Origin of the sequence: Allobosea sp. UC22_33 (assembly GCF_042700715.1) — a bacterium.
In the GTDB taxonomy this organism is placed as follows: Bacteria; Pseudomonadota; Alphaproteobacteria; order Rhizobiales; family Beijerinckiaceae; genus Allobosea.
In genome coordinates, this window is the sequence record NZ_CP170556.1 from 4,825,001 (window position 1) to 4,842,686 (window position 17,686).

The window sequence follows — 17,686 nt, forward strand, 5'->3', positions numbered from 1 at the left end:
CGAGGCAGCGGCCCTGCTGGTCGATCTCGGCATCGAGCCGCCGATCCAGCCAGGCGACGCGCGCCAGCAGCCATTGGACCGCCGCGGCGTCTCGCTGCGCTGGCTCTTCGCCTGTGCGCTCGTCGGCTCCTGCGGTGCGGCCCTGCTCGGCGCGGCGATCCTGGTCGCGATGCGCGGCGATACCAGCTATCCCGAGCAACCCGAGACGGTCGCCATCCGCGCCTCCTCGGCCGCTGGCGATGGCGGTGGCGCGCGCAAGGCCGACAAGCTCGTGGCCGACCAGCCGGTCATGTCGGCGCGCCATACCCTGCGGGCGCCGATGTCGCAGCGCACCGGCAACCGCGAGGTCATCCGCGTCCGGCCCTTCGTCCGCCTCGCCTCCAACCTGTCGCTGACCACCGGCGTCTATGCCACCAATATCCCGCCCTTCAATCCGCTGCGCCTCTTCGCCGAGGGCGGGCAGCCCGAGGAGCGCTATGCCGAGCCGGCTCAGGATATGCCGGATGCCGACGTCACCATCGTCAAGCGCGATCTCGGCGACCTGACCCTGCCCTCCGGCAAGCCGCAGCTCAGCGACGCCGAAGTGATCTCGCAAGTCGAGGAAGAGCGCGCCAACCTGGCGAATTCCGGCCGCCAGCGCGCCCTGCCGATCCCGCCGCAATTGATGCTCAGCCGCACGCTGACCGGCACGGCGACACCGGGCACCGACATCCTCGCCTATGCGCCCGCGACCGACACCCGCTTCTCCGGCATCGAGGTCCGCGTCGTGCCGGAGAACGTCACCAACGCCCCCAAGACGCCGATTCCGGCCTCGCGCGAGCCTCTCGTCGAGGACAAGCTGCTGATGGCCAAGCGCGGCGAGAACTTCGAACAGGTCATGCGCGGCGCCGGCGTCTCCCCCGAGCAGCTCCGCACGATGATCACGGCCTTCGGCGGCAGGATCCGGACCTCGGCCCTGCCCGACGGCCAGGTCTTGCAGGTGCTCTATGCACCCGGCCCCGGGCCCGGCGATCCCCGCCAGATCATGCGCGTCTCGCTGCTCAGCAATGGCCAGCCCGACGCCACGATCGCGATGAGCGACAAGGGCGCTTTCGTGCCGGTCGAGCTGCCGCGCCAGGATGCGGTCGCCGCGCAGAAGCCGCAGCGGCGCAATGCCGAGGATAGCGACGAGGACGAGGGTTCGGGCGGCGCCCGGCTTTACGAAAGCCTCTACGAGACCGGCGCCCGCCACGATCTGCCGCGGCCTCTGGTCGATGAGCTCGTCCGCATCTTCTCCTACGACCTCGATTTCCAGCAGCGGGTCCATGGCGGCGACAATCTCGAGGTGATCTTCACCGAGGAGGACGAGAGCGAGCGGGCCGAGATCCTGTCCGCAACCCTGACGGTCAATGGCGAGACGCGCCGCGTCTTCCGCTATCAGGCCCCGGACGACGGGTTGATCGAGTATTTCGACGAAGAGGGCAAATCGCTGAAGAAGTTCCTGCTGCGCAAGCCGATCGCCGATGGCGAGCTGCGCTCCGGCTTCGGCATGCGCTACCACCCGATCATGCGCTATTCGAAGATGCATACCGGCGTCGACTGGTCGAACCGGATCGGCACGCCGATCCTGGCCGCCGGCAACGGAACGGTCCTGGAAGCCGGCTGGTCCTCCGGCTATGGCAAGCACACGGTGATCGAGCACGCCAACGGCTACGTCACCACCTATTCGCACCAGTCGAATTTCGCCGCCGGCATCGTCAAGGGCGCCAAGGTGCGGCAGGGCCAGGTCATCGGCTATCTCGGCTCGACCGGCCTGTCGACCGGCCCGCACCTGCACTACGAGGTCAAGGTCAACGGCAATTTCGTCAACCCGATGAAGATCCGCGTGCCGCGCGGACGTGAGCTGCAAGGCCCGACGCTCGCCGAGTTCAAGCGCCAGCGCGACGAGATCCGCGGCCTGATCGAGAAAGCCGGCGGCACGCTCGCGCAGTTGCGCTGAGCGCATGACGGCAACGCTCTATACGTTGCGCCACGCTTCTGCTGCTTGACAGCGCGCCCGCAAGCGGACACGGCGGAAGCCGGCGTTCCTCTTTCGCGCGAGTTTTGAAGCCATGGTCGCTTCCCTCCTCGTCGTCCTGCCCGTCTTCGGGCTGATCGGCCTCGGCTATCTCGCGCGCTGGAGCAAGCTCCTGCGCGAGACCACGGGCGAAGGCCTGTCGGATTTCGTCTTCGTCCTCGCCGTGCCCTGCCTGCTGTTCCGCACGCTCGCCAAGGCCGATATCCCCGTGACCCAGCCCTGGGGATACTGGATCGCCTATTTCGCCGGCCTCACTGTGGTCTGGGCGCTGGCGATGCTCATCGCTTCCCGGTTCTTCGCGCGAAAGGGGCCTGAACTCGTCGTCTCCGGCTTTGCCGCCGCCCAGTCGAACACCGTCTTCGTCGGCGTCCCCATGATCCTGAAGGCCTATGGCGATGCCGGTGCCGTGCCGCTCGGCCTGCTGCTCGCGGTCCATCTGCCTGTCACGATGACCGCGGCGACCTTGCTGGCGGAAGGCCGTTCCGCCTCGATCCCGCAACTGATCAAGCGCCTGTTCACCCATCCGATCATCATCGGCATCCTGCTCGGATCGGCAGCGCGTCCCTTCATCGCATATATCCCTGAGCCGGCCTGGACATTGGTCGATCTGCTGGCGGGAGCCGCCGTGCCTTGCGCATTGATCAGCCTGGGCATCGCCATGCGTCGTTACGGCCTCGAATCCGGCCTTGCTTTGCCCGCAGTGCTGAGCGGGCTGAAACTCGGCCTGCATCCCCTGCTGGTCTACTGGCTGGCGACGCGGGTCTTCGAGATGCCGGCCCACTGGTCCGGCGTCGCCGTGCTGTTCGCGGCCTGCCCCTGCGGGATCAACGCCTATCTCTTCGCCGAGCGCTACCGGCAGGGCGTGGCTGATGCATCGAGCGCGATCACGCTCTCGACCCTGCTCTCGCTGTTCTCGACGGCAGCCTGGCTGACCTTCCTCGGCGTCGGCTGAGCGAGTCAGGCGAAGCCGAGCTGCCGGCGGATCTCCGCCGCGGTGATGCCATCGCCTCGCAAGGCCGCGAGGCTCTGCGAAGCCCGGCTCTTGGCGAGCTTCTGCCCGTCATCGGCGAGCAGCAGGCGATGGAAGTGATAGAGCGGCGTCGGCAAACCGAGCAGATGCTGCAGCAGGACATGGACATCCGTCGCTGCCTCCAGGTCGCGGCCACGCACGACATGGCTCACGCCCTGCAGCGCATCGTCGACGGTGACCGCGAGATGATAGCTCGTCGGCACATCCTTGCGGGCGAGCACGAAATCCCCCCAGCGTGCCGGCGCGGCCTGAACCACGTGCCGGGCATCTTCCGCGTCGAAGACCGTATAGGCCAGCGATTGCCCCGTCGCGGCGAGCGCCGCCGCCATGTCCAGCCGCAGCACATGCGCCTCACCGGCCGCAATGCGCTGCGCCGCTTCTTCGGAAGCGAGCCCCTTGCAGGAGCCGGGATAGAGCGGCGCGCCATCGGGATCGACCGGCCAGGGTTGCCCGGTCGCGACCTCCCGCTCCACGACGGCATTGCGGATCTCCTGCCGGGAGCAGAAGCAGAGATAGATCAGCCCGCGCTCGCGTAAGCTCGCAAGCGCGGCGGCATAGTCGTCAAAATGCTGGGATTGCCGGCGGAAGCCGGACTCGAACCGGATACCGAGCCATTCCAAGTCGGTTTCGATTCCCGCGACAAATTCCGAGCGGCACCGCGTCAGGTCGATATCCTCGATCCGCAACAGCAGGCGCCCGCCGAAACGACGGGCCAATGCTTCGTTGGTCAGGGCCGACAAGGCATGGCCGAGATGGAGGCGGCCATTCGGGCTCGGCGCGAAGCGGAAAATCGACTTGCTGGAATCGGGTGGAGCGGACGCCATCTCTTCTGTCTAGGGATTGCACATCCGCGCGCCAAGCCGCTCCCTGCTGACGAAAGCCGTCGCCTCTGCCAACGATACCGGGATCATGATCGAGAGAATCACCTCCAACGCCGATCTCGAGGAAGGGATGGCTGCGCTGGTCGCCCTGCATCCGGACTGGCAGCCGATCGTCGCGCGCACTGGCCTGCCCCCGCTCAGGCTGCGCGAGGGCGGCTTTACCGGCCTTGCCGCGATCATCGTCTCCCAGCAATTGTCCGTCGCCAGCGCGCGGGCCGTCTGGAACCGCTTCGCCGGAGTCTTCGTGCCGCTGACGCCCGAGCGCGTGCTCGCCGCGACGGATGACGACATGCGCCTGTCCGGCCTGTCGCGGCCGAAGCAGCGCACCTTGCTCGCGCTCGCAACCGCCTTGGTCGAGCGCCGCTTCGCCTTCGAGGCGCTCGAACACGCCTCGCCCGAGGAAGTGCATGCGCTGATGACGGCGATCTCGGGCATCGGCCCGTGGACCGCCGATGTCTATCTGCTGTTCTGCCTCGGTCACCGCGACGGCTTCGCCGCCGGCGACCTCGCCATCCAGGAAGCCGCCCGCCACGCCTTCGGCCTGGCAGCCCGCCCGAAACCGGCCGAGCTCGAGGCGATGGCAGAAGCCTGGCGACCCTGGCGCGGCGTCGCGGCGCGACTGCTCTGGGCGGATTACGCCCTGCTGAAGCGTCGCGAGGGCATCAACGCCTGAGCGCGTCGGCCCCAGCAGGCTGGCTTTGCGCGAAACCGCGGGTCATCCCGGACGCAGCGAAGCGGAGATCCGGGATCCATCGTAGGGCTCTGCGCTCTCCGATGGATCCCGGGGCAAGCCCGGGATGACAACGTGTTTCCCCGTAAGAGCGAGAGGCGGGGAGGCGTAATCCTAATCAGCTTCGCGTGATCTTCAGCGCCGCCTGAGCGGCTGCCTTCAGCATCCCGGAATCGCTCATCACCGTGACCATGCGCGCACCCATTTCGAGCCCCTGCTTGGCGCGCTCCGCCGTCGCGCAATAGAACGCGACCGGCTTGTTCACCGCCGAGGCGCGGGCGACGACATGCTTGAGCGCTTCATCGACCTCGCGCGCGGTGGCGTCGACCTTCGCCCCGCCCGACAGCGCGATCGAGAGGTCGGACGGCCCGACGAACAGCGCGTCGATCCCGTCCAGCGCCAGGATGTCGTCGACGATCGCCATCGCCTCGCGCGTCTCGATCATCGCGAAGGTCATCGAGAAGCTGTTGGCGGTCTTGAGATAGCTGTTCTGGTCGAGGCCGGACGCTCCGAGGCCGCCATAGCTGCCCCAGCTGCGTTCGCCCATCGGCGGGTACTTGGCATAGGCGGCGAAACGACGGGCATCCTCCATCGTGTTGATCATCGGCGCGATGACCCCGGAGACGCCGCTGTCGAACAGCTTCGAGACGTTCTGGAATTCGCCCACCGGAATGCGCGCGATCACGGGCTTGCCGGCGGCATTGATCAGCGGAATCGCGCGGATGACCTCGGCGAGCGTGATCGGCCCGTGCTGCATGTCGAGCGTGATCGCGTCGAAATCCTCCTGCGCCAGGATCGCCGAGACCGACGGATCGGGCAGGCCGCACCAGGCCGAGACGACGCTGTCACCCCTGGCGAAACGATCGGCGAGGGAAGCGAGGACGGTGGGCTTGGCCATGGTGCATTCATCCGGTTCGGCCGCATTGGGGGCGTTGCGGCGGTCGATGCAGGTTGACCAGTGCGGAGCCGGAAATGCAAACGGGCGCCCATGCGCCCGTTTCAGAGACGTCCTGCGTCAGCCGGGATGCATCCGGCGGCGTGGGCTCAGCGGCCGGCCTGGATGTCGTCGGCCGCCTTGATCAGGAGCTGCGTCATCACGGTGCGGATCTCGGTGTCCGCGACGGTGACGCCGGTAAGCGCGAAGTCGTTCTTGACCTTGCGCACCACGTCCTCGTCGCCGGCCTCCTCGAAATCGGCCACGACGACCGACTTGGCATAGGCTTCTGCGTCAGCGCCGCTCTTGCCGAGCTTCTCGGCAGCCCAGAGCCCGAGCAGCTTGTTGCGCCGGGCGGTCGCCTTGAAGCGCAGCTCCTCGTCATGGGCGAACTTGTTCTCGTAGGCGTCCTTGCGCTGGTCGAAGGTCGTCATGCGGCGTCCATGTCCTTGTCTGGGAGATACAGCCCCATCATATAGGCTGCCGGCAGGGCGAGGACCAGCCTCGTTCCGGGTCTTCAGCGGTCTTTAAGCCTCCGCAGGCCTCCAGACGCCGATTTGTTGCGTTTGCGGCGCAGACACTCCATATAGCAGGCGCGAGTGCGCCCTTGGCGCCCCCGTATGCAACCGGCTCCATTGTCGCCGCTGGCTTCGTCGTTGACGAGCCCCGCTGGCCGATGGCGCCGGACAAGAACAGAACAGGGGCCAGATCCCGCCGCGACCCCATCGCGTCCAGAGAAGGGCCGACTTTTGGATTTCCTCAAGCCACGGTACATACCCATGAATCGCCGCCGTCGCATTTACGAAGGCAAGGCGAAGGTCCTTTACGAAGGACCCGAGCCCGGTACGCTGATCCAGCATTTCAAGGATGACGCCACCGCCTTCAATGCCAAGAAGCATGAAGTGATCGACGGCAAGGGCGTGCTCAACAACCGCATCTCCGAGCACATCTTCTCGAATCTCAACGATATCGGCGTGCCCACGCATTTCATCCGCCGGCTGAACATGCGCGAGCAGCTCATCCGCGAGGTCGAGATCATCCCGCTCGAAGTCGTCGTGCGCAACATCGCCGCCGGCTCGCTGGCGACCCGCCTCGGGCTCGAGGAGGGCACGCAGCTGCCGCGCTCGATCATCGAGTTCTATTACAAGAACGACGCGCTGAACGACCCGATGGTCTCGGAAGAGCACATCACCGCCTTCGGCTGGGCGACGCCGCAGGAGATCGACGACATCATGGCGCTGGCCATCCGCGTCAACGACTTCCTCTCCGGCCTCTTCTTGGGCGCCGGCATCCGCCTGGTCGACTTCAAGATGGAAACCGGCCGGCTCTGGGAAGGCGAGATGATGCGCATCGTCGTCGCCGACGAGATCAGCCCCGATTCCTGCCGGCTCTGGGACATCAAGTCCAAGGACAAGATGGACAAGGACCGCTTCCGCCGCGACATGGGCGGCCTGATCGAAGCCTATTCGGAAGTCGCCCGCCGCCTCGGCATCTTGGGCGAGAACGAGAATCCCGGCCCGAGCGGCCCGCGCCTGGTGCAGTGAGCGCCATCGCGACGCCATTATCGCCGACGAAACGGGAGCGCATGCGCTCCCGTTTTCATGTCGCGGCCCTAGCTCTCGCCAGCAGCCTCCTGCTCGGCGCCTGCTCGCATCATTTCGGGCCGGGTATCGCCGACCTTCCGGCCTCGCAGGGCTGGCAGCCCCTGCCGATCGGCTCCTGGGTGCTGAATGACGGGCTCGAAGCCCGCTCGATGGTGTTCTGCCCGCGCGAGAGTTGCACACGGCAGGGTTTCGCCGCCGTCATCGCCCTCGAGGGCGAGCAGGCCAGCGACATGGAAAAGGCCCTGTCGGAAAGTCCTGCAAGCCTCGGGCGTGCTTTCGCGCAGCTCGCCGCAGCGAAGGCAACCGAGCGCCGCAAGGCGCAGCGCCGGCTGAAGAAGAAGCCGGACGCGAAACCCGAAGCCCGCAGCGCGACCGATGTCGCCCGCATCGATTCGGACGACGCCAAGGGCGTGCTCGTGACGATCCGCTCGCTCGATACCGCCGGTCGCGAGGCCGTCACCGCGATCCTCTACGGCCGTGAGGCCGATCGCCTCGTCGTCGCGCTCGGCGTGAGCGATACCGCCGAGGCCGCCCGCCGCGATGCGCAGGCCGCCTGGCGCAGCCGCTGATTCACGTGAAACGGCGGGAAACGGTTGAGCCCGCCCTGATTCACCGTTAAGGCACCCCGTAACAATCCGCGTCCGGAGATCCCCATGAAAGCCCGCGTCACCGTCACCCTGAAGACCGGCGTGCTCGATCCGCAGGGCAAGGCGATCGAAGGCGCTCTGAAGTCGCTCGACATCGCCGGCGTCGAGTCGGTGCGCCAGGGCAAGGTCTTCGATATCGAGCTCTCAGGCTCGGACAAGGCCGCCGCCGAGGCCGCCCTCAAGGCCGCCTGCGAAAAGCTCCTCGCCAACACCGTGATCGAGAACTATCGCGTCGAGATCGGAGCCTGAGCGATGAAAGCCGCCGTCATCACCTTTCCCGGCTCCAACCGTGACGGCGACGTCGCCAAGGCGCTGAAGCAGGCCGGTGCCGAAGTGACCCATGTCTGGCACGGCGACACCGATCTGCCCGATGGGACCGACCTCGTCGTGCTGCCGGGCGGCTTCTCCTATGGCGACTATCTGCGCACCGGCGCCATCGCCGGCCGCGCCCATATCATGGACGCCACCCGCGCCCATGCCGCCCGCGGCGGCTATGTGCTGGGTATCTGCAACGGCTTCCAGATCGCCTGCGAGGCGGGGCTCCTGCCCGGTATCCTCGTGCGCAACGCCCATCTCAAATTCGTCTGCAAGCGCCAACACCTCAAGGTCGAGCGCAACGACACGCCCTATGCGAGCGCCTATGCCAAGGGCCAGGCGATCGATGTCTGCATCGCCCATGGCGAGGGCAACTACATCGCCGATGCGCAGACGCTCGCCCGTCTCGAAGGCGAAGGCCTCGTCGCCTTCCGCTATGCGGATGAACAGGGCAACGTTACCCCGGCGGCGAACCCGAACGGCTCGCTCAACAACATCGCCGGCATCTATTCGCCGGGTTTCAACGTGCTCGGCCTGATGCCGCACCCCGAGAACCTGATCGATTCGCTGGTCGGCGGCACCGACGGGCGCGGCCTGTTCCAGAGCCTCGTCGGCGCCAAGCGGGCGGCCTGAAAAGGCGTCATTCTCGGGCGAAGCGAAGCGCAGACCCGAGAATCTCTTTCGGAATAAGGCGCCCTTCTCGGTACGAGATGCTCGGGTCAGGCCCGAGCATGACGGCGTGTTACCGCCCCTTCAGCGCCCGCTGCAGCAGTTTGCTCGCCGCCATCTGGTCGAGGGGGCCGACATGCTTGTCCAGGATATGCCCGTCAGGCCCGATGACGAAGGTCTCGGGCACGCCGTAGACGCCCCATTCGATCGCGCCGCGCCCGGCCTGATCCGTTCCCACGGCCGAGAACGGATTGCCGAGCGCGCCGAGGAAGCGGCGCGCATTCTCGGCCTCGTCCTTGTAGTTCATCCCGACGAGCGCGACCTTGCCCTGCTTCACCGCATCGGTCTCGGCCAGGCCCATCAGCACGGGATGCTCGACCCGGCAGGGCGCGCACCAGCTCGCCCAGACATTGACCAGCGTCGCCTGCCCCTTCGCAAGATCGGCATTGCCGAACGCCGGCACCGGCTTGCCATCCTTCTGTAATCCTTCCAGCGGCGCGAGCGCGATCGTCGGTGCGACGCGCCCGATCAGGGCCGAGGGCACCTTGCTCTTGTCGCCGCTGAACAGGCCGATGCCGAAAACGATCGCAAGCGCCCCGAAAATGATCAATGGCGCGAGAAAAACCAGCGGCGAGCGCCGCCGCGGCGCGGTTTCGACCTGGCTCATGCGCCCTCCCGGCTCGAACGGCGGCCGGCGCCGCGACGCTCCAGCGCATCGAGCGCCCGCTTCTGGGCGGCGTGATCGCGCAGGATCGCCAGCGTCAGCCCCGCGAGGACAAGCGCCGCCGCGCCATAGGATGCCAGGATGAAGCCGGCATGCGGGCCGATTGCGTCGAGAAGCCCGCTCATGCCGGCACGCCCTGGGCCGCCAACCGGTCGAGCCGCTCCGCTTCGAGAATCGTCAGTGTCCGCACGCGCCGGCGCATGATCTCGGCGCGCATCGCGACCATGTGCAGCGACAGCGCCATCAGCGTGAATCCGACCGCCAGGATCAGGAGCGGCCACAGCATCGCGGGGTGGATCGTGGGTCCGCCCATGCGCAGCACCGAGGCCGGCTGGTGCAAGGTGTTCCACCAGTCGACCGAGAACTTGATGATCGGCACGTTGACGAACCCGATCAGCGTCAGGATCGCGACGGCCCGCGCCGCCCGCGAGGGATCGTCGAGCACCCGCCAGAGCGCGATCAGCCCGAGATAGATCAGCAGCAGCACCAGCATCGATGTCAGCCGCGCGTCCCAGACCCAATAGGTGCCCCACATCGGCTTGCCCCAGAGCGCGCCGGTGATCAGGCAGATCAGCGCGAAGCAGGCGCCGATCGGCGCCGCCGCCTTCTGTGCGACATCGGCGAGCGGATGGCGCCAGACCAGCGTGCCCAGCGCCGAAAGCGCCATCATCGAATAGAACATCATGGCGAGCCAGGCGGCCGGCACATGGATGAACATGATCCGGATGGTCTCGCCCTGCTGATAATCGGCAGGTGCCTTGAACCAGGCGAGATATAAGCCCACGACGATCAGCAGCGCCGCGATCGCCGAAAGCCACGGCAGCAGCACGGCCGAGAAACGCATGAAGCGCGTCGGATTGGCGAGATCGATCAGGCTGGCCATGATGCCGGCGATGTCAGGTGCGGGAGCTTGAGCGCCATGGCGCAGCTTTAGCAATCTCGACGGGTTCCAAGCAATGGATGCCGAGCGGCTGCGACAATCACGCTTCGGCTAGGCGTCCTCGTCCGGCGACGAAGCCTCCGCCCCGCCCTTGTCGACGATGCCGAACTGCTTGGATTGAATGCCTTCGCCGGCGAGGTCGAAGCCCTCGGCCATCAGGCCCCGGCGCAGCAATTCCCGCACGGCCGCCGCGCGACTGGGCATGCGCTTGTCGAAGCGCCAGTTTTCCAGGGCGCGCAATTCGTCCTGGCTGAGCATGATCTGGAGGCGTTCGCCCCGCTCTTCGGCCGGCATTTTGTTGCAACCACATCAAAATGAGTAAGTGATGATAACAGCCCATGACGCTGGGACGCAAGCGCCTGCGCCAACACCGCCGGAGACGGCGATGCCAGCAGTTTGCAATATTGCTAAGTTATTGATTATATTAGATTTTTTATGACCTTTAACTTGCATATGCCAATGCCTTGCGCTAGCTTGCGATCAGGAGGATCGACCATGTTGATCAAGCTGTCGGAAGACATGCAGCGCGCCGTCGAGATGAAGGTGCGCAGCAAAATCGACGAGGTATCCGTCCTCGACGTCAACGCCACCGCCGAGGAAATCCGCCGCGCTTTCGTCGAGCGGAACGTCGCGCTCGAGGATATCGCGGTATCCGTCGCGAAATTCGCGACCCAGTGCGGCTACCCGATCGAGTTCGCGCCGCAGGCACCGCAGCACGACTGAACCGCCTATTCGGCCGATCGGAGCGCCGCTGCGGCAGCCACCGTGCCGACCACGACGGCCCCCAGCGAAATCGCGCACAGGATCAGGAACGGCGTCAGGAAGGGCACTGTGCCGCCCACGGCCGCATTGGCCGCGGCAACGCCGAAGATCAGCACCGGCACCGTCAAGGGCGCAACCAGCACCGGCACGATCAAGCCGCCGCGCTTGAGGCTCGCCGCCAGCGCCGCCCCACCCGCCCCGATGAAGCTCAAGGCCGGCGTGCCGACCAGAAGCGTGGCGACCAGCGGCAACACGCCCTCGCCCGGCAAGGCCACCAGCAGGCCGAGCAGCGGCGAGACCAGCGCCAGCGGCAGCCCCGTCGTCAGCCAATGCGCCAGCCCCTTGGCCAGCACGGCGAGCTCCAGCGGCAGGGCCGAAGCGCGGATCAGGTCGAGCGAGCCATCCTCCTCATCGCTCTGGAACAAGCGGTCGAGGCCGATCATCACCGATAGCAGCGCGCCGAGCCAAAGGATGGCCGGCCCGATCCGCGAGAGCAGGTTGAGATCGGGCCCGAGCGCGAAAGGCACGAGCACGACCATCGTCAGGAAGAAGACGAGCGCGAGCTCGCCACCGCCGCCGGCCCGGCTGGCGACGGCAAGGTCGCGCTTCAGGATCGCCATGAAAGCGCGCTTCACGGCCTGACTCCGTCATTCCGGGGCGCCCCGCAGGGGTGAGCCCGGAATCCAGAACCGATACCGTGCTCCAGAAACCTGCAACGGCCCCGCCCTCCTTCTCCACGCCTGCGGTTCTGGGTTCCGGGCTCATCGCTAAGCAATGCCCCGGAATGACGACGCAGGATCGGGCGCAGCACCATCACAGCCCAATCCTGACTTCGCGCGCGCCCTCGATACCGAGCGGGCCATGGGTCGCGGCCAGGATCGCGCCGCCCTCAGCGAGATGATCGCGCATCAGTCCGGCGACCATTACCTGCGAGGCCGTATCGAGCGCCGATAGCGGCTCGTCGAGCAGCCAATAGGGCCGGCGCGATACGAGAAGCCGCGCCAGCGCCACGCGCCGCCGCTGCCCGGCGGAGAGATAGCCCGCCGGCAATTCCGCGGCATGGCCGAGCCCGACGACGGCCAGCGCCTCGTCGGGGGTCGCAGCGGCATCCCCCAGCACATCCCGTGCGAAGGCGAGGTTCTCGCGCGCCGTCAGCGCCGTCTTGAGCCCATCGCGATGCCCGACCAGATGCGAGATTTCGGCCAATTCGGCCTCGTCCTCGCTCCCCTCCAGCCGTATCCGGCCGCCATCAGGGCGCAGGCGCCCGCAGAGCATGGCGATCAGGCTCGATTTGCCGGCGCCGTTGCGGCCGGTCAGCGCGATCGCTTCGCCGGGACAAAGCACGAAGCTCAGCCCTTCGAAGATCAACCGCCCGCCGCGGCGGCAGGCGAGATCCTCGGCATGAAGGCTGGTCGGAGGGAAGGAAGCCGGTTTCAAGCCAGCGCTGCCGCAGATGCGTTCGAGCTCATTTCGTTCATCTAGCGCGCTTCTTGGAATTGCTCTATAGAACCCGCGGCTACGCCGCACGCCGATCCGGCGCGGGGCTCGGGCACTCCCGAGGCGGCGCGCGCGTCATGCGCATTAGGCCTTCGAACGGCAGTGTCCGCAAGGGCGCTCCGGTCGCGACCGCAACCCCTTGATCAGGATCAAGCCCGAATGGCCTCGCTCGACTCATTCAAAGCCCGCAAGACGCTCACCGCCGGCGGCAAGACCTACACCTATTACTCCCTGCCCGATGCCGAGAAGAATGGCCTGCCCGGCATCTCCAAGCTGCCCTTCTCGATGAAGGTGCTGCTCGAGAACCTCCTGCAGTTCGAGGACGGCCGCTCCGTCACCAAGGCCGATATCGAAGGCTTCGTCGCCTGGCTCGACGACAAGGGCACCGCCGGCAAGGAGATCGGCTTCCGCCCGGCCCGCGTGCTGATGCAGGACTTCACCGGCGTTCCGGCCGTGGTCGACCTCGCCGCGATGCGCGACGGCGTCAAGGCGCTCGGCGGCGACCCGCAGAAGATCAACCCGCTCGTTCCCGTCGATCTCGTCATCGACCACTCGGTCATCGTCGACGAGTTCGGCACGCCCAAGGCGCTCGCCCAGAACGTCGAGCTCGAATACGAGCGCAATGCCGAGCGCTACAAGTTCCTCAAGTGGGGCCAGGGCGCCTTCGACAACTTCCGCGTCGTCCCGCCCGGCACCGGCATCTGCCACCAGGTCAATCTTGAGTACCTCGCGCAGACCGTCTGGACCCGCAAGGAGACCATCGACGGCGTCGAGGTCGAGGTCGCCTATCCCGACACGGTCGTCGGCACCGACTCGCACACCACGATGGTCAACGGCCTCGCCGTCCTCGGCTGGGGCGTCGGCGGCATCGAGGCCGAGGCCGCGATGCTCGGCCAGCCGCAGTCGATGCTGCTGCCGGAAGTGATCGGCTTCAAGCTGACCGGCTCGCTCAAGGAAGGTATCACCGCCACCGACCTCGTGCTCACCGTCACGCAGATGCTGCGCAAGAAGGGTGTCGTCGGCAAGTTCGTCGAGTTCTTCGGCCCCGGCCTCTACAACCTGACGCTGGCCGACCGCGCTACCATCGCGAACATGGGCCCGGAATACGGCGCGACCTGCGGCTTCTTCCCGGTCGATGCCGAGACGCTGGACTATCTCACCACCACCGGCCGTGCGGCCGACCGCATCTCGTTGGTCGAGGCCTACAGCAAGGCGCAGGGCCTCTTCGCCACGCCGGAAACGCCCGATCCGATCTTCACCGACACGCTCGAGCTCGATCTCTCCTCGGTCAAGCCCTCGATGGCCGGCCCGAAGCGTCCGGAAGGCCGCGTCGATCTCTCCGGCGTCAAGGCCGGCTTCGCCGCCGCCATGGACACCGATTACAAAAAGGGCGCCGAGATTTCGCGCCGCGTTGAGGTCGAGGGCGAGGATTTCGACCTCGGCCATGGTGACGTCGTCATCGCCGCCATCACCTCCTGCACCAACACCTCGAACCCCTCGGTGCTGATGGCCGCGGGCCTGCTCGCCCGCAACGCCGTCGCCAAGGGCCTCAAGGTCAAGCCCTGGGTGAAGACCTCGCTGGCGCCGGGCTCGCAGGTCGTCGCCGAGTATCTCGCCAAGTCCGGCCTCCAGACCGATCTCGACAAGCTCGGCTTCAACCTGGTCGGCTTCGGCTGCACCACCTGCATCGGCAATTCCGGCCCGCTGCCGGCGCCGATCTCGAAGACGATCAACGAGAAGGGCCTGATCGCGGGTGCCGTCATCTCCGGCAACCGCAATTTCGAGGGCCGCGTGTCGCCGGACGTGCAGGCGAACTACCTGGCTTCGCCCCCGCTGGTCGTCGCCTATGCGCTGGCCGGCTCCATCCAGATGGACCTGACCACGCAGCCGCTCGGCCAGGGCTCGGACGGCAAGGACGTCTATCTCAAGGACATCTGGCCCTCCAACAAGGAGATCCAGAGCTTCATCCGCGAGAACGTCACCCGCGCCATCTTCGAGGCGAAATATGCCGACGTCTTCAAGGGCGACGCGCATTGGCAGGCGGTCGACGCTCCGACCTCGGAGACCTATGCCTGGGACGACGATTCGACCTATGTGCAGAACCCGCCCTATTTCCAGGGCATGCACCAGAAGCCGGCCGCGATCACCGACATCAAGGGCGCGCGCATCCTCGGCCTGTTCGGCGACAAGATCACCACCGACCACATCTCCCCGGCCGGTTCGATCAAGGCGGCCTCTCCGGCCGGCTCCTATCTCACCGAGCATGGCGTCGCGGTGGCCGACTTCAACCAGTACGGCACGCGTCGCGGCAATCATGAGGTGATGATGCGGGGCACCTTCGCCAATATCCGCATCCGCAACCACATGCTCGGCCCGAACGGCCGCGAGGGTGGCTACACCATCCACTATCCCAGCAAGGAAGAACTGCCGATCTACGACGCGGCGATGAAGTATCAGGCGGAGAAGGTCCCGCTGGTGATCTTCGCCGGCGTCGAGTACGGCAACGGCTCCTCGCGTGACTGGGCGGCGAAGGGCACCAACCTGCTCGGCGTCAAGGCGGTCATCGCCCAGAGCTTCGAGCGCATCCACCGCTCGAACTTGGTCGGCATGGGCGTCGTGCCCTTCACCCTGCAGGAAGGCACGAGCTGGGCCTCGCTCGACCTGAAGGGCGACGAGATGGTCACCATCCACGGCCTTGCCAACGTCAAGCCGCGCCAGATGATGGAAGCCGAGATCACCTACGCCGATGGTACCGTGAAGAAGGTGCCGATCCTCTGCCGCATCGATACGCTGGACGAGATCGACTACTTCAAGAACGCCGGCATCCTGCATTACGTGCTGCGCGGGCTGGCCGCCTGACGGCCCCCGCGCCCGTCCGGCGACAGGCGAAATCCAGACGCTCCCGGGGATGATCCCCGGGAGCGTTTTTCGTTTCAGCCCGCGCGGCGCAGCGGCGCGGGCTCGCGCAAGGATGCTCCCGCCCCGGCCTCCCCGCTCGTGCGGAAGGCTGAGACCAACGCGTCGAGCTGTTCGATCTTCTGGCTCAGCAAGATGGCGGAGGCCGCGCTCTGCTCGGCTAAGGCTGCGTTCTGCTGCGTCATCTCGTCCATATGGGCCACAGTCTGGCTCATCTCGTTGATGCCGTTGGCCTGCTCGCCGGAAGCCGAGGAGATTTCCGCGACCGTGCTTGCAACCTTCTGCGAGGCATCGACGAGCGCACCGAGCGCACCGCCGGCGCTGCGGACCAGCTCGACGCCGGTCGCGACCTCGCGCGTCGAATCGCCGATCAGACTCGAAATGCTCTTCGCCGCCTCCGAGGTTTGCTGGGCGAGCGTGCGGACTTCCGAGGCGACGACGGCAAAGCCCTTGCCGGCCTCGCCCGCCCGTGCCGCTTCGACCGCCGCATTGAGCGCCAGCAGATTGGTCTGGAAGGCGATATTGTCGATGACGGAGGTGATATCGGTGATCTTTCCGCTCGCCCGCTCGATCCGTTCGATGGCGTCGATCGCGTTCCTGACGATGGTCCCGCCGTTTTCCGCCATTTGCGCCGCCTCCCGCGCCAGGGCGAGCGCCTGGTGCGATGCGTTGGCCGATGCCTTCACCGAGGCGGCCAGTTCCTCCGTCGTGGCAGCCGTCTCCTCCAGCGACGAGGCCTGATCCTCGGTGCGATGCGACAGATTCTCGGCACCCGTCTGGATTTCGCTGGCCGACAAGCGGACATCGGCGGCCGTCAGCTTGATGACGCCGACGGTCTGCGACAGCTTGCCGACCATCGCGTTGATCGACTCGCTGAGGTCACCGAGGTGACCTGAATACGCATCGGCCGCCTTCCGGGTCAGGTCACCACCGGCGATCGCGGTAAGGATCGCGGCGAATTTGGTGGTGGCGTCGTCGATGGCCTCGTTGATGCGATTGATGCCGACGACGAGCGCTTCCATCTCGCCCCGCGCCAGCCGCGAATCGACGCGGTGGCTGAAATCACCTCGCGCGGCCGCTTCGACCACGATCTGAATCTGCCGGGCTGTTTCCGTAGTGGCCTGGCGTTGCTGCTCGGAAGCCGCGAGTTCGTCTTCCGACCGGCGCTTGTCCATCGTCGCGCGCTCGTTGAGCGAATTCTGGAACGTCCCGATCGCGCGCGCCATATCCCCGATCTCGTCGCGTCGGTCAGTATGGGGAATTTTCGCCTCGGCCTCGCTCGCCCCGAGCCCTCGCATCGCCTGCGCGATGCCGACGACGGGCCGAACCACGCCGACAAGGACGCTGGCAAAGAGGCCGAGCGCGACGGCGATGGCCACCACGAGACCGCCGACGGACGCGATGCTGGAGAACTGGCGCGCGCTTCCGGCATCGGTCTGCGCCTTCAGCGCCTCCGCCTCCAACGCGTCCCCGACTGTCTTCATCGAAACCTCGAGGGCTTCGAACCGCTCGTCGAAGCGAGGCATCGCCGCAACGGCGGCCGGGCGGTCCCGGAAGGCGAGATCGACGATATCGAGCGCCTGGCGAATATAGTTGTCGAGCGGTTCGTCCAGCGTCCGCAGCCTGTCGGCACTGTCCTGAGAGCGGACGAGGCTCTTGGTCGCGGCGATCTTCTCCCGGAACGCGTTGGCATGTTCCTGCGTCTGCGCGATCGTCTCGGCCCGACTCTCGCCGGCCGCCGATCGGATCAAGGCGGCGTAGACATCGGCTCTCAACCCGTCATGGAGCATGTCGCCGATCGTGTGATTGCGGATCGACGTGGCGGAATTGGCGATTTCGTCGATGGTCGCGCCCATCTCGCGAGAGGTGTAGATGCCGATCACGGCGGTGGTGCCGGTGATGGCTGCCAAGAACAGGCACAGAATGGCGAAGCGATGCTTGAGCGATGACATTGCCATTATCCGACCCCGCATTGAAGATG

Annotated in this window: 19 protein-coding genes (1 of these 19 only partly in view); 9 read left to right on the forward strand and 10 right to left on the reverse strand. The window is 66.5% G+C overall.

Translation table 11 applies throughout. The features are described from left to right. Positions 1 to 1,978, forward strand: the 3' portion of a protein-coding gene (locus ACFJGT_RS23310) for a M23 family metallopeptidase (RefSeq protein WP_377843109.1). Its footprint begins 47 nt before the window's first position; the window shows 1,978 of its 2,025 coding nt (coding positions 48–2,025); the start codon falls outside the window, past its left edge; it ends in the stop codon at positions 1,976 to 1,978. A 112-nt stretch (positions 1,979 to 2,090) separates the two neighbouring features. Next, on the forward strand, positions 2,091 to 3,008 hold the full coding sequence (locus tag ACFJGT_RS23315) for an AEC family transporter (RefSeq protein WP_377843112.1): 918 nt from the start codon (positions 2,091 to 2,093) through the stop codon (positions 3,006 to 3,008). Between the two features lie 5 nt (positions 3,009 to 3,013). Here ACFJGT_RS23315 and gluQRS read toward each other — a convergent pair whose 3' ends face one another. Beyond that, complete coding sequence (gluQRS, locus tag ACFJGT_RS23320; RefSeq protein WP_377843115.1) at positions 3,014 to 3,910, reverse strand: tRNA glutamyl-Q(34) synthetase GluQRS; 897 nt, start codon at positions 3,908 to 3,910, stop codon at positions 3,014 to 3,016. 85 nt (positions 3,911 to 3,995) lie between these two features. On the opposite strand from gluQRS, the gene ACFJGT_RS23325 reads away from it, so the two are divergent. Further along, positions 3,996 to 4,640 (forward strand): DNA-3-methyladenine glycosylase family protein, encoded by a 645-nt coding sequence (locus ACFJGT_RS23325; protein WP_377843118.1) that lies wholly within the window; start codon positions 3,996 to 3,998, stop codon positions 4,638 to 4,640. 175 nt (positions 4,641 to 4,815) lie between these two features. Here ACFJGT_RS23325 and ACFJGT_RS23330 read toward each other — a convergent pair whose 3' ends face one another. Beyond that, positions 4,816 to 5,595, reverse strand: coding sequence for an HpcH/HpaI aldolase/citrate lyase family protein (locus ACFJGT_RS23330; protein WP_377843121.1), 780 nt, complete (start codon positions 5,593 to 5,595; stop codon positions 4,816 to 4,818). 146 nt (positions 5,596 to 5,741) lie between these two features. Next, positions 5,742 to 6,065, reverse strand: a complete 324-nt coding sequence (locus ACFJGT_RS23335) for a DUF1476 domain-containing protein (RefSeq protein WP_377843126.1) — start codon at positions 6,063 to 6,065, stop codon at positions 5,742 to 5,744. A 315-nt stretch (positions 6,066 to 6,380) separates the two neighbouring features. On the opposite strand from ACFJGT_RS23335, the gene purC reads away from it, so the two are divergent. The 4 genes from purC to purQ all read left to right on the forward strand — a co-directional run bounded on the left by purC (position 6,381) and on the right by purQ (position 8,830). Then, positions 6,381 to 7,175: a phosphoribosylaminoimidazolesuccinocarboxamide synthase gene (gene purC, locus ACFJGT_RS23340; RefSeq protein WP_257735084.1), complete on the forward strand. Its 795-nt coding sequence runs from the start codon at positions 6,381 to 6,383 to the stop codon at positions 7,173 to 7,175. Positions 7,176 to 7,216: 41 nt separating this feature from the next. Next, positions 7,217 to 7,804, forward strand: a complete 588-nt coding sequence (locus ACFJGT_RS23345; protein ID WP_377843131.1) for a hypothetical protein — start codon at positions 7,217 to 7,219, stop codon at positions 7,802 to 7,804. A gap of 84 nt (positions 7,805 to 7,888) precedes the next feature. Next, entirely contained in the window at positions 7,889 to 8,131 is a 243-nt protein-coding gene (gene purS / locus ACFJGT_RS23350; protein ID WP_199092189.1) for a phosphoribosylformylglycinamidine synthase subunit PurS, read from the forward strand. A gap of 3 nt (positions 8,132 to 8,134) precedes the next feature. Then, entirely contained in the window at positions 8,135 to 8,830 is a 696-nt protein-coding gene (purQ, locus tag ACFJGT_RS23355; protein WP_377843136.1) for a phosphoribosylformylglycinamidine synthase subunit PurQ, read from the forward strand. 109 nt (positions 8,831 to 8,939) lie between these two features. Here the strand turns inward: purQ and ACFJGT_RS23360 are convergent, their stop codons facing one another. The 4 genes from ACFJGT_RS23360 to ACFJGT_RS23375 all read right to left on the reverse strand — a co-directional run bounded on the left by ACFJGT_RS23360 (position 8,940) and on the right by ACFJGT_RS23375 (position 10,824). Further along, positions 8,940 to 9,533 carry a DsbE family thiol:disulfide interchange protein gene (locus tag ACFJGT_RS23360; RefSeq protein ID WP_377843140.1) on the reverse strand — a complete coding sequence of 198 codons (594 nt, stop codon included), beginning with the start codon at positions 9,531 to 9,533 and terminating at the stop codon, positions 8,940 to 8,942. Further along, complete coding sequence (gene ccmD, locus ACFJGT_RS23365) at positions 9,530 to 9,715, reverse strand: heme exporter protein CcmD (RefSeq protein ID WP_377843145.1); 186 nt, start codon at positions 9,713 to 9,715, stop codon at positions 9,530 to 9,532. The genes ACFJGT_RS23360 and ccmD overlap by 4 nt, the downstream gene beginning before the upstream one ends. Further along, positions 9,712 to 10,473, reverse strand: coding sequence for a heme ABC transporter permease (locus tag ACFJGT_RS23370; protein WP_377843150.1), 762 nt, complete (start codon positions 10,471 to 10,473; stop codon positions 9,712 to 9,714). Before ACFJGT_RS23370 ends, ccmD begins: the two co-directional genes overlap by 4 nt. 108 nt (positions 10,474 to 10,581) lie before the next feature. Then, the gene (locus tag ACFJGT_RS23375) at positions 10,582 to 10,824 is read right to left on the reverse strand and encodes a hypothetical protein (RefSeq protein ID WP_377843153.1); all 243 of its coding nucleotides are present in this window, start codon (positions 10,822 to 10,824) and stop codon (positions 10,582 to 10,584) included. A gap of 201 nt (positions 10,825 to 11,025) precedes the next feature. Between ACFJGT_RS23375 and ACFJGT_RS23380 the strand changes: the two genes are divergently transcribed. Then, positions 11,026 to 11,253 (forward strand): hypothetical protein, encoded by a 228-nt coding sequence (locus tag ACFJGT_RS23380; RefSeq protein ID WP_377843156.1) that lies wholly within the window; start codon positions 11,026 to 11,028, stop codon positions 11,251 to 11,253. 5 nt (positions 11,254 to 11,258) lie between these two features. On the opposite strand, the gene ccmB is transcribed toward ACFJGT_RS23380, so the two are convergent. Both ccmB and ccmA read right to left on the reverse strand, forming a co-directional pair. Further along, a complete protein-coding gene (gene ccmB, locus ACFJGT_RS23385; protein ID WP_377843159.1) occupies positions 11,259 to 11,927 on the reverse strand; it encodes a heme exporter protein CcmB in 669 nt (222 codons plus the stop codon). 178 nt (positions 11,928 to 12,105) lie between these two features. After that, positions 12,106 to 12,729, reverse strand: coding sequence for a heme ABC exporter ATP-binding protein CcmA (gene ccmA / locus ACFJGT_RS23390; RefSeq protein WP_377843163.1), 624 nt, complete (start codon positions 12,727 to 12,729; stop codon positions 12,106 to 12,108). A 219-nt stretch (positions 12,730 to 12,948) separates the two neighbouring features. On the opposite strand from ccmA, the gene acnA reads away from it, so the two are divergent. Beyond that, positions 12,949 to 15,648, forward strand: a complete 2,700-nt coding sequence (gene acnA / locus ACFJGT_RS23395; RefSeq protein WP_377843170.1) for an aconitate hydratase AcnA — start codon at positions 12,949 to 12,951, stop codon at positions 15,646 to 15,648. 74 nt (positions 15,649 to 15,722) lie between these two features. On the opposite strand, the gene ACFJGT_RS23400 is transcribed toward acnA, so the two are convergent. Then, the gene (locus ACFJGT_RS23400) at positions 15,723 to 17,657 is read right to left on the reverse strand and encodes a methyl-accepting chemotaxis protein (protein WP_377843176.1); all 1,935 of its coding nucleotides are present in this window, start codon (positions 17,655 to 17,657) and stop codon (positions 15,723 to 15,725) included. Between the last annotated feature and the right edge of the window lie 29 nt (positions 17,658 to 17,686).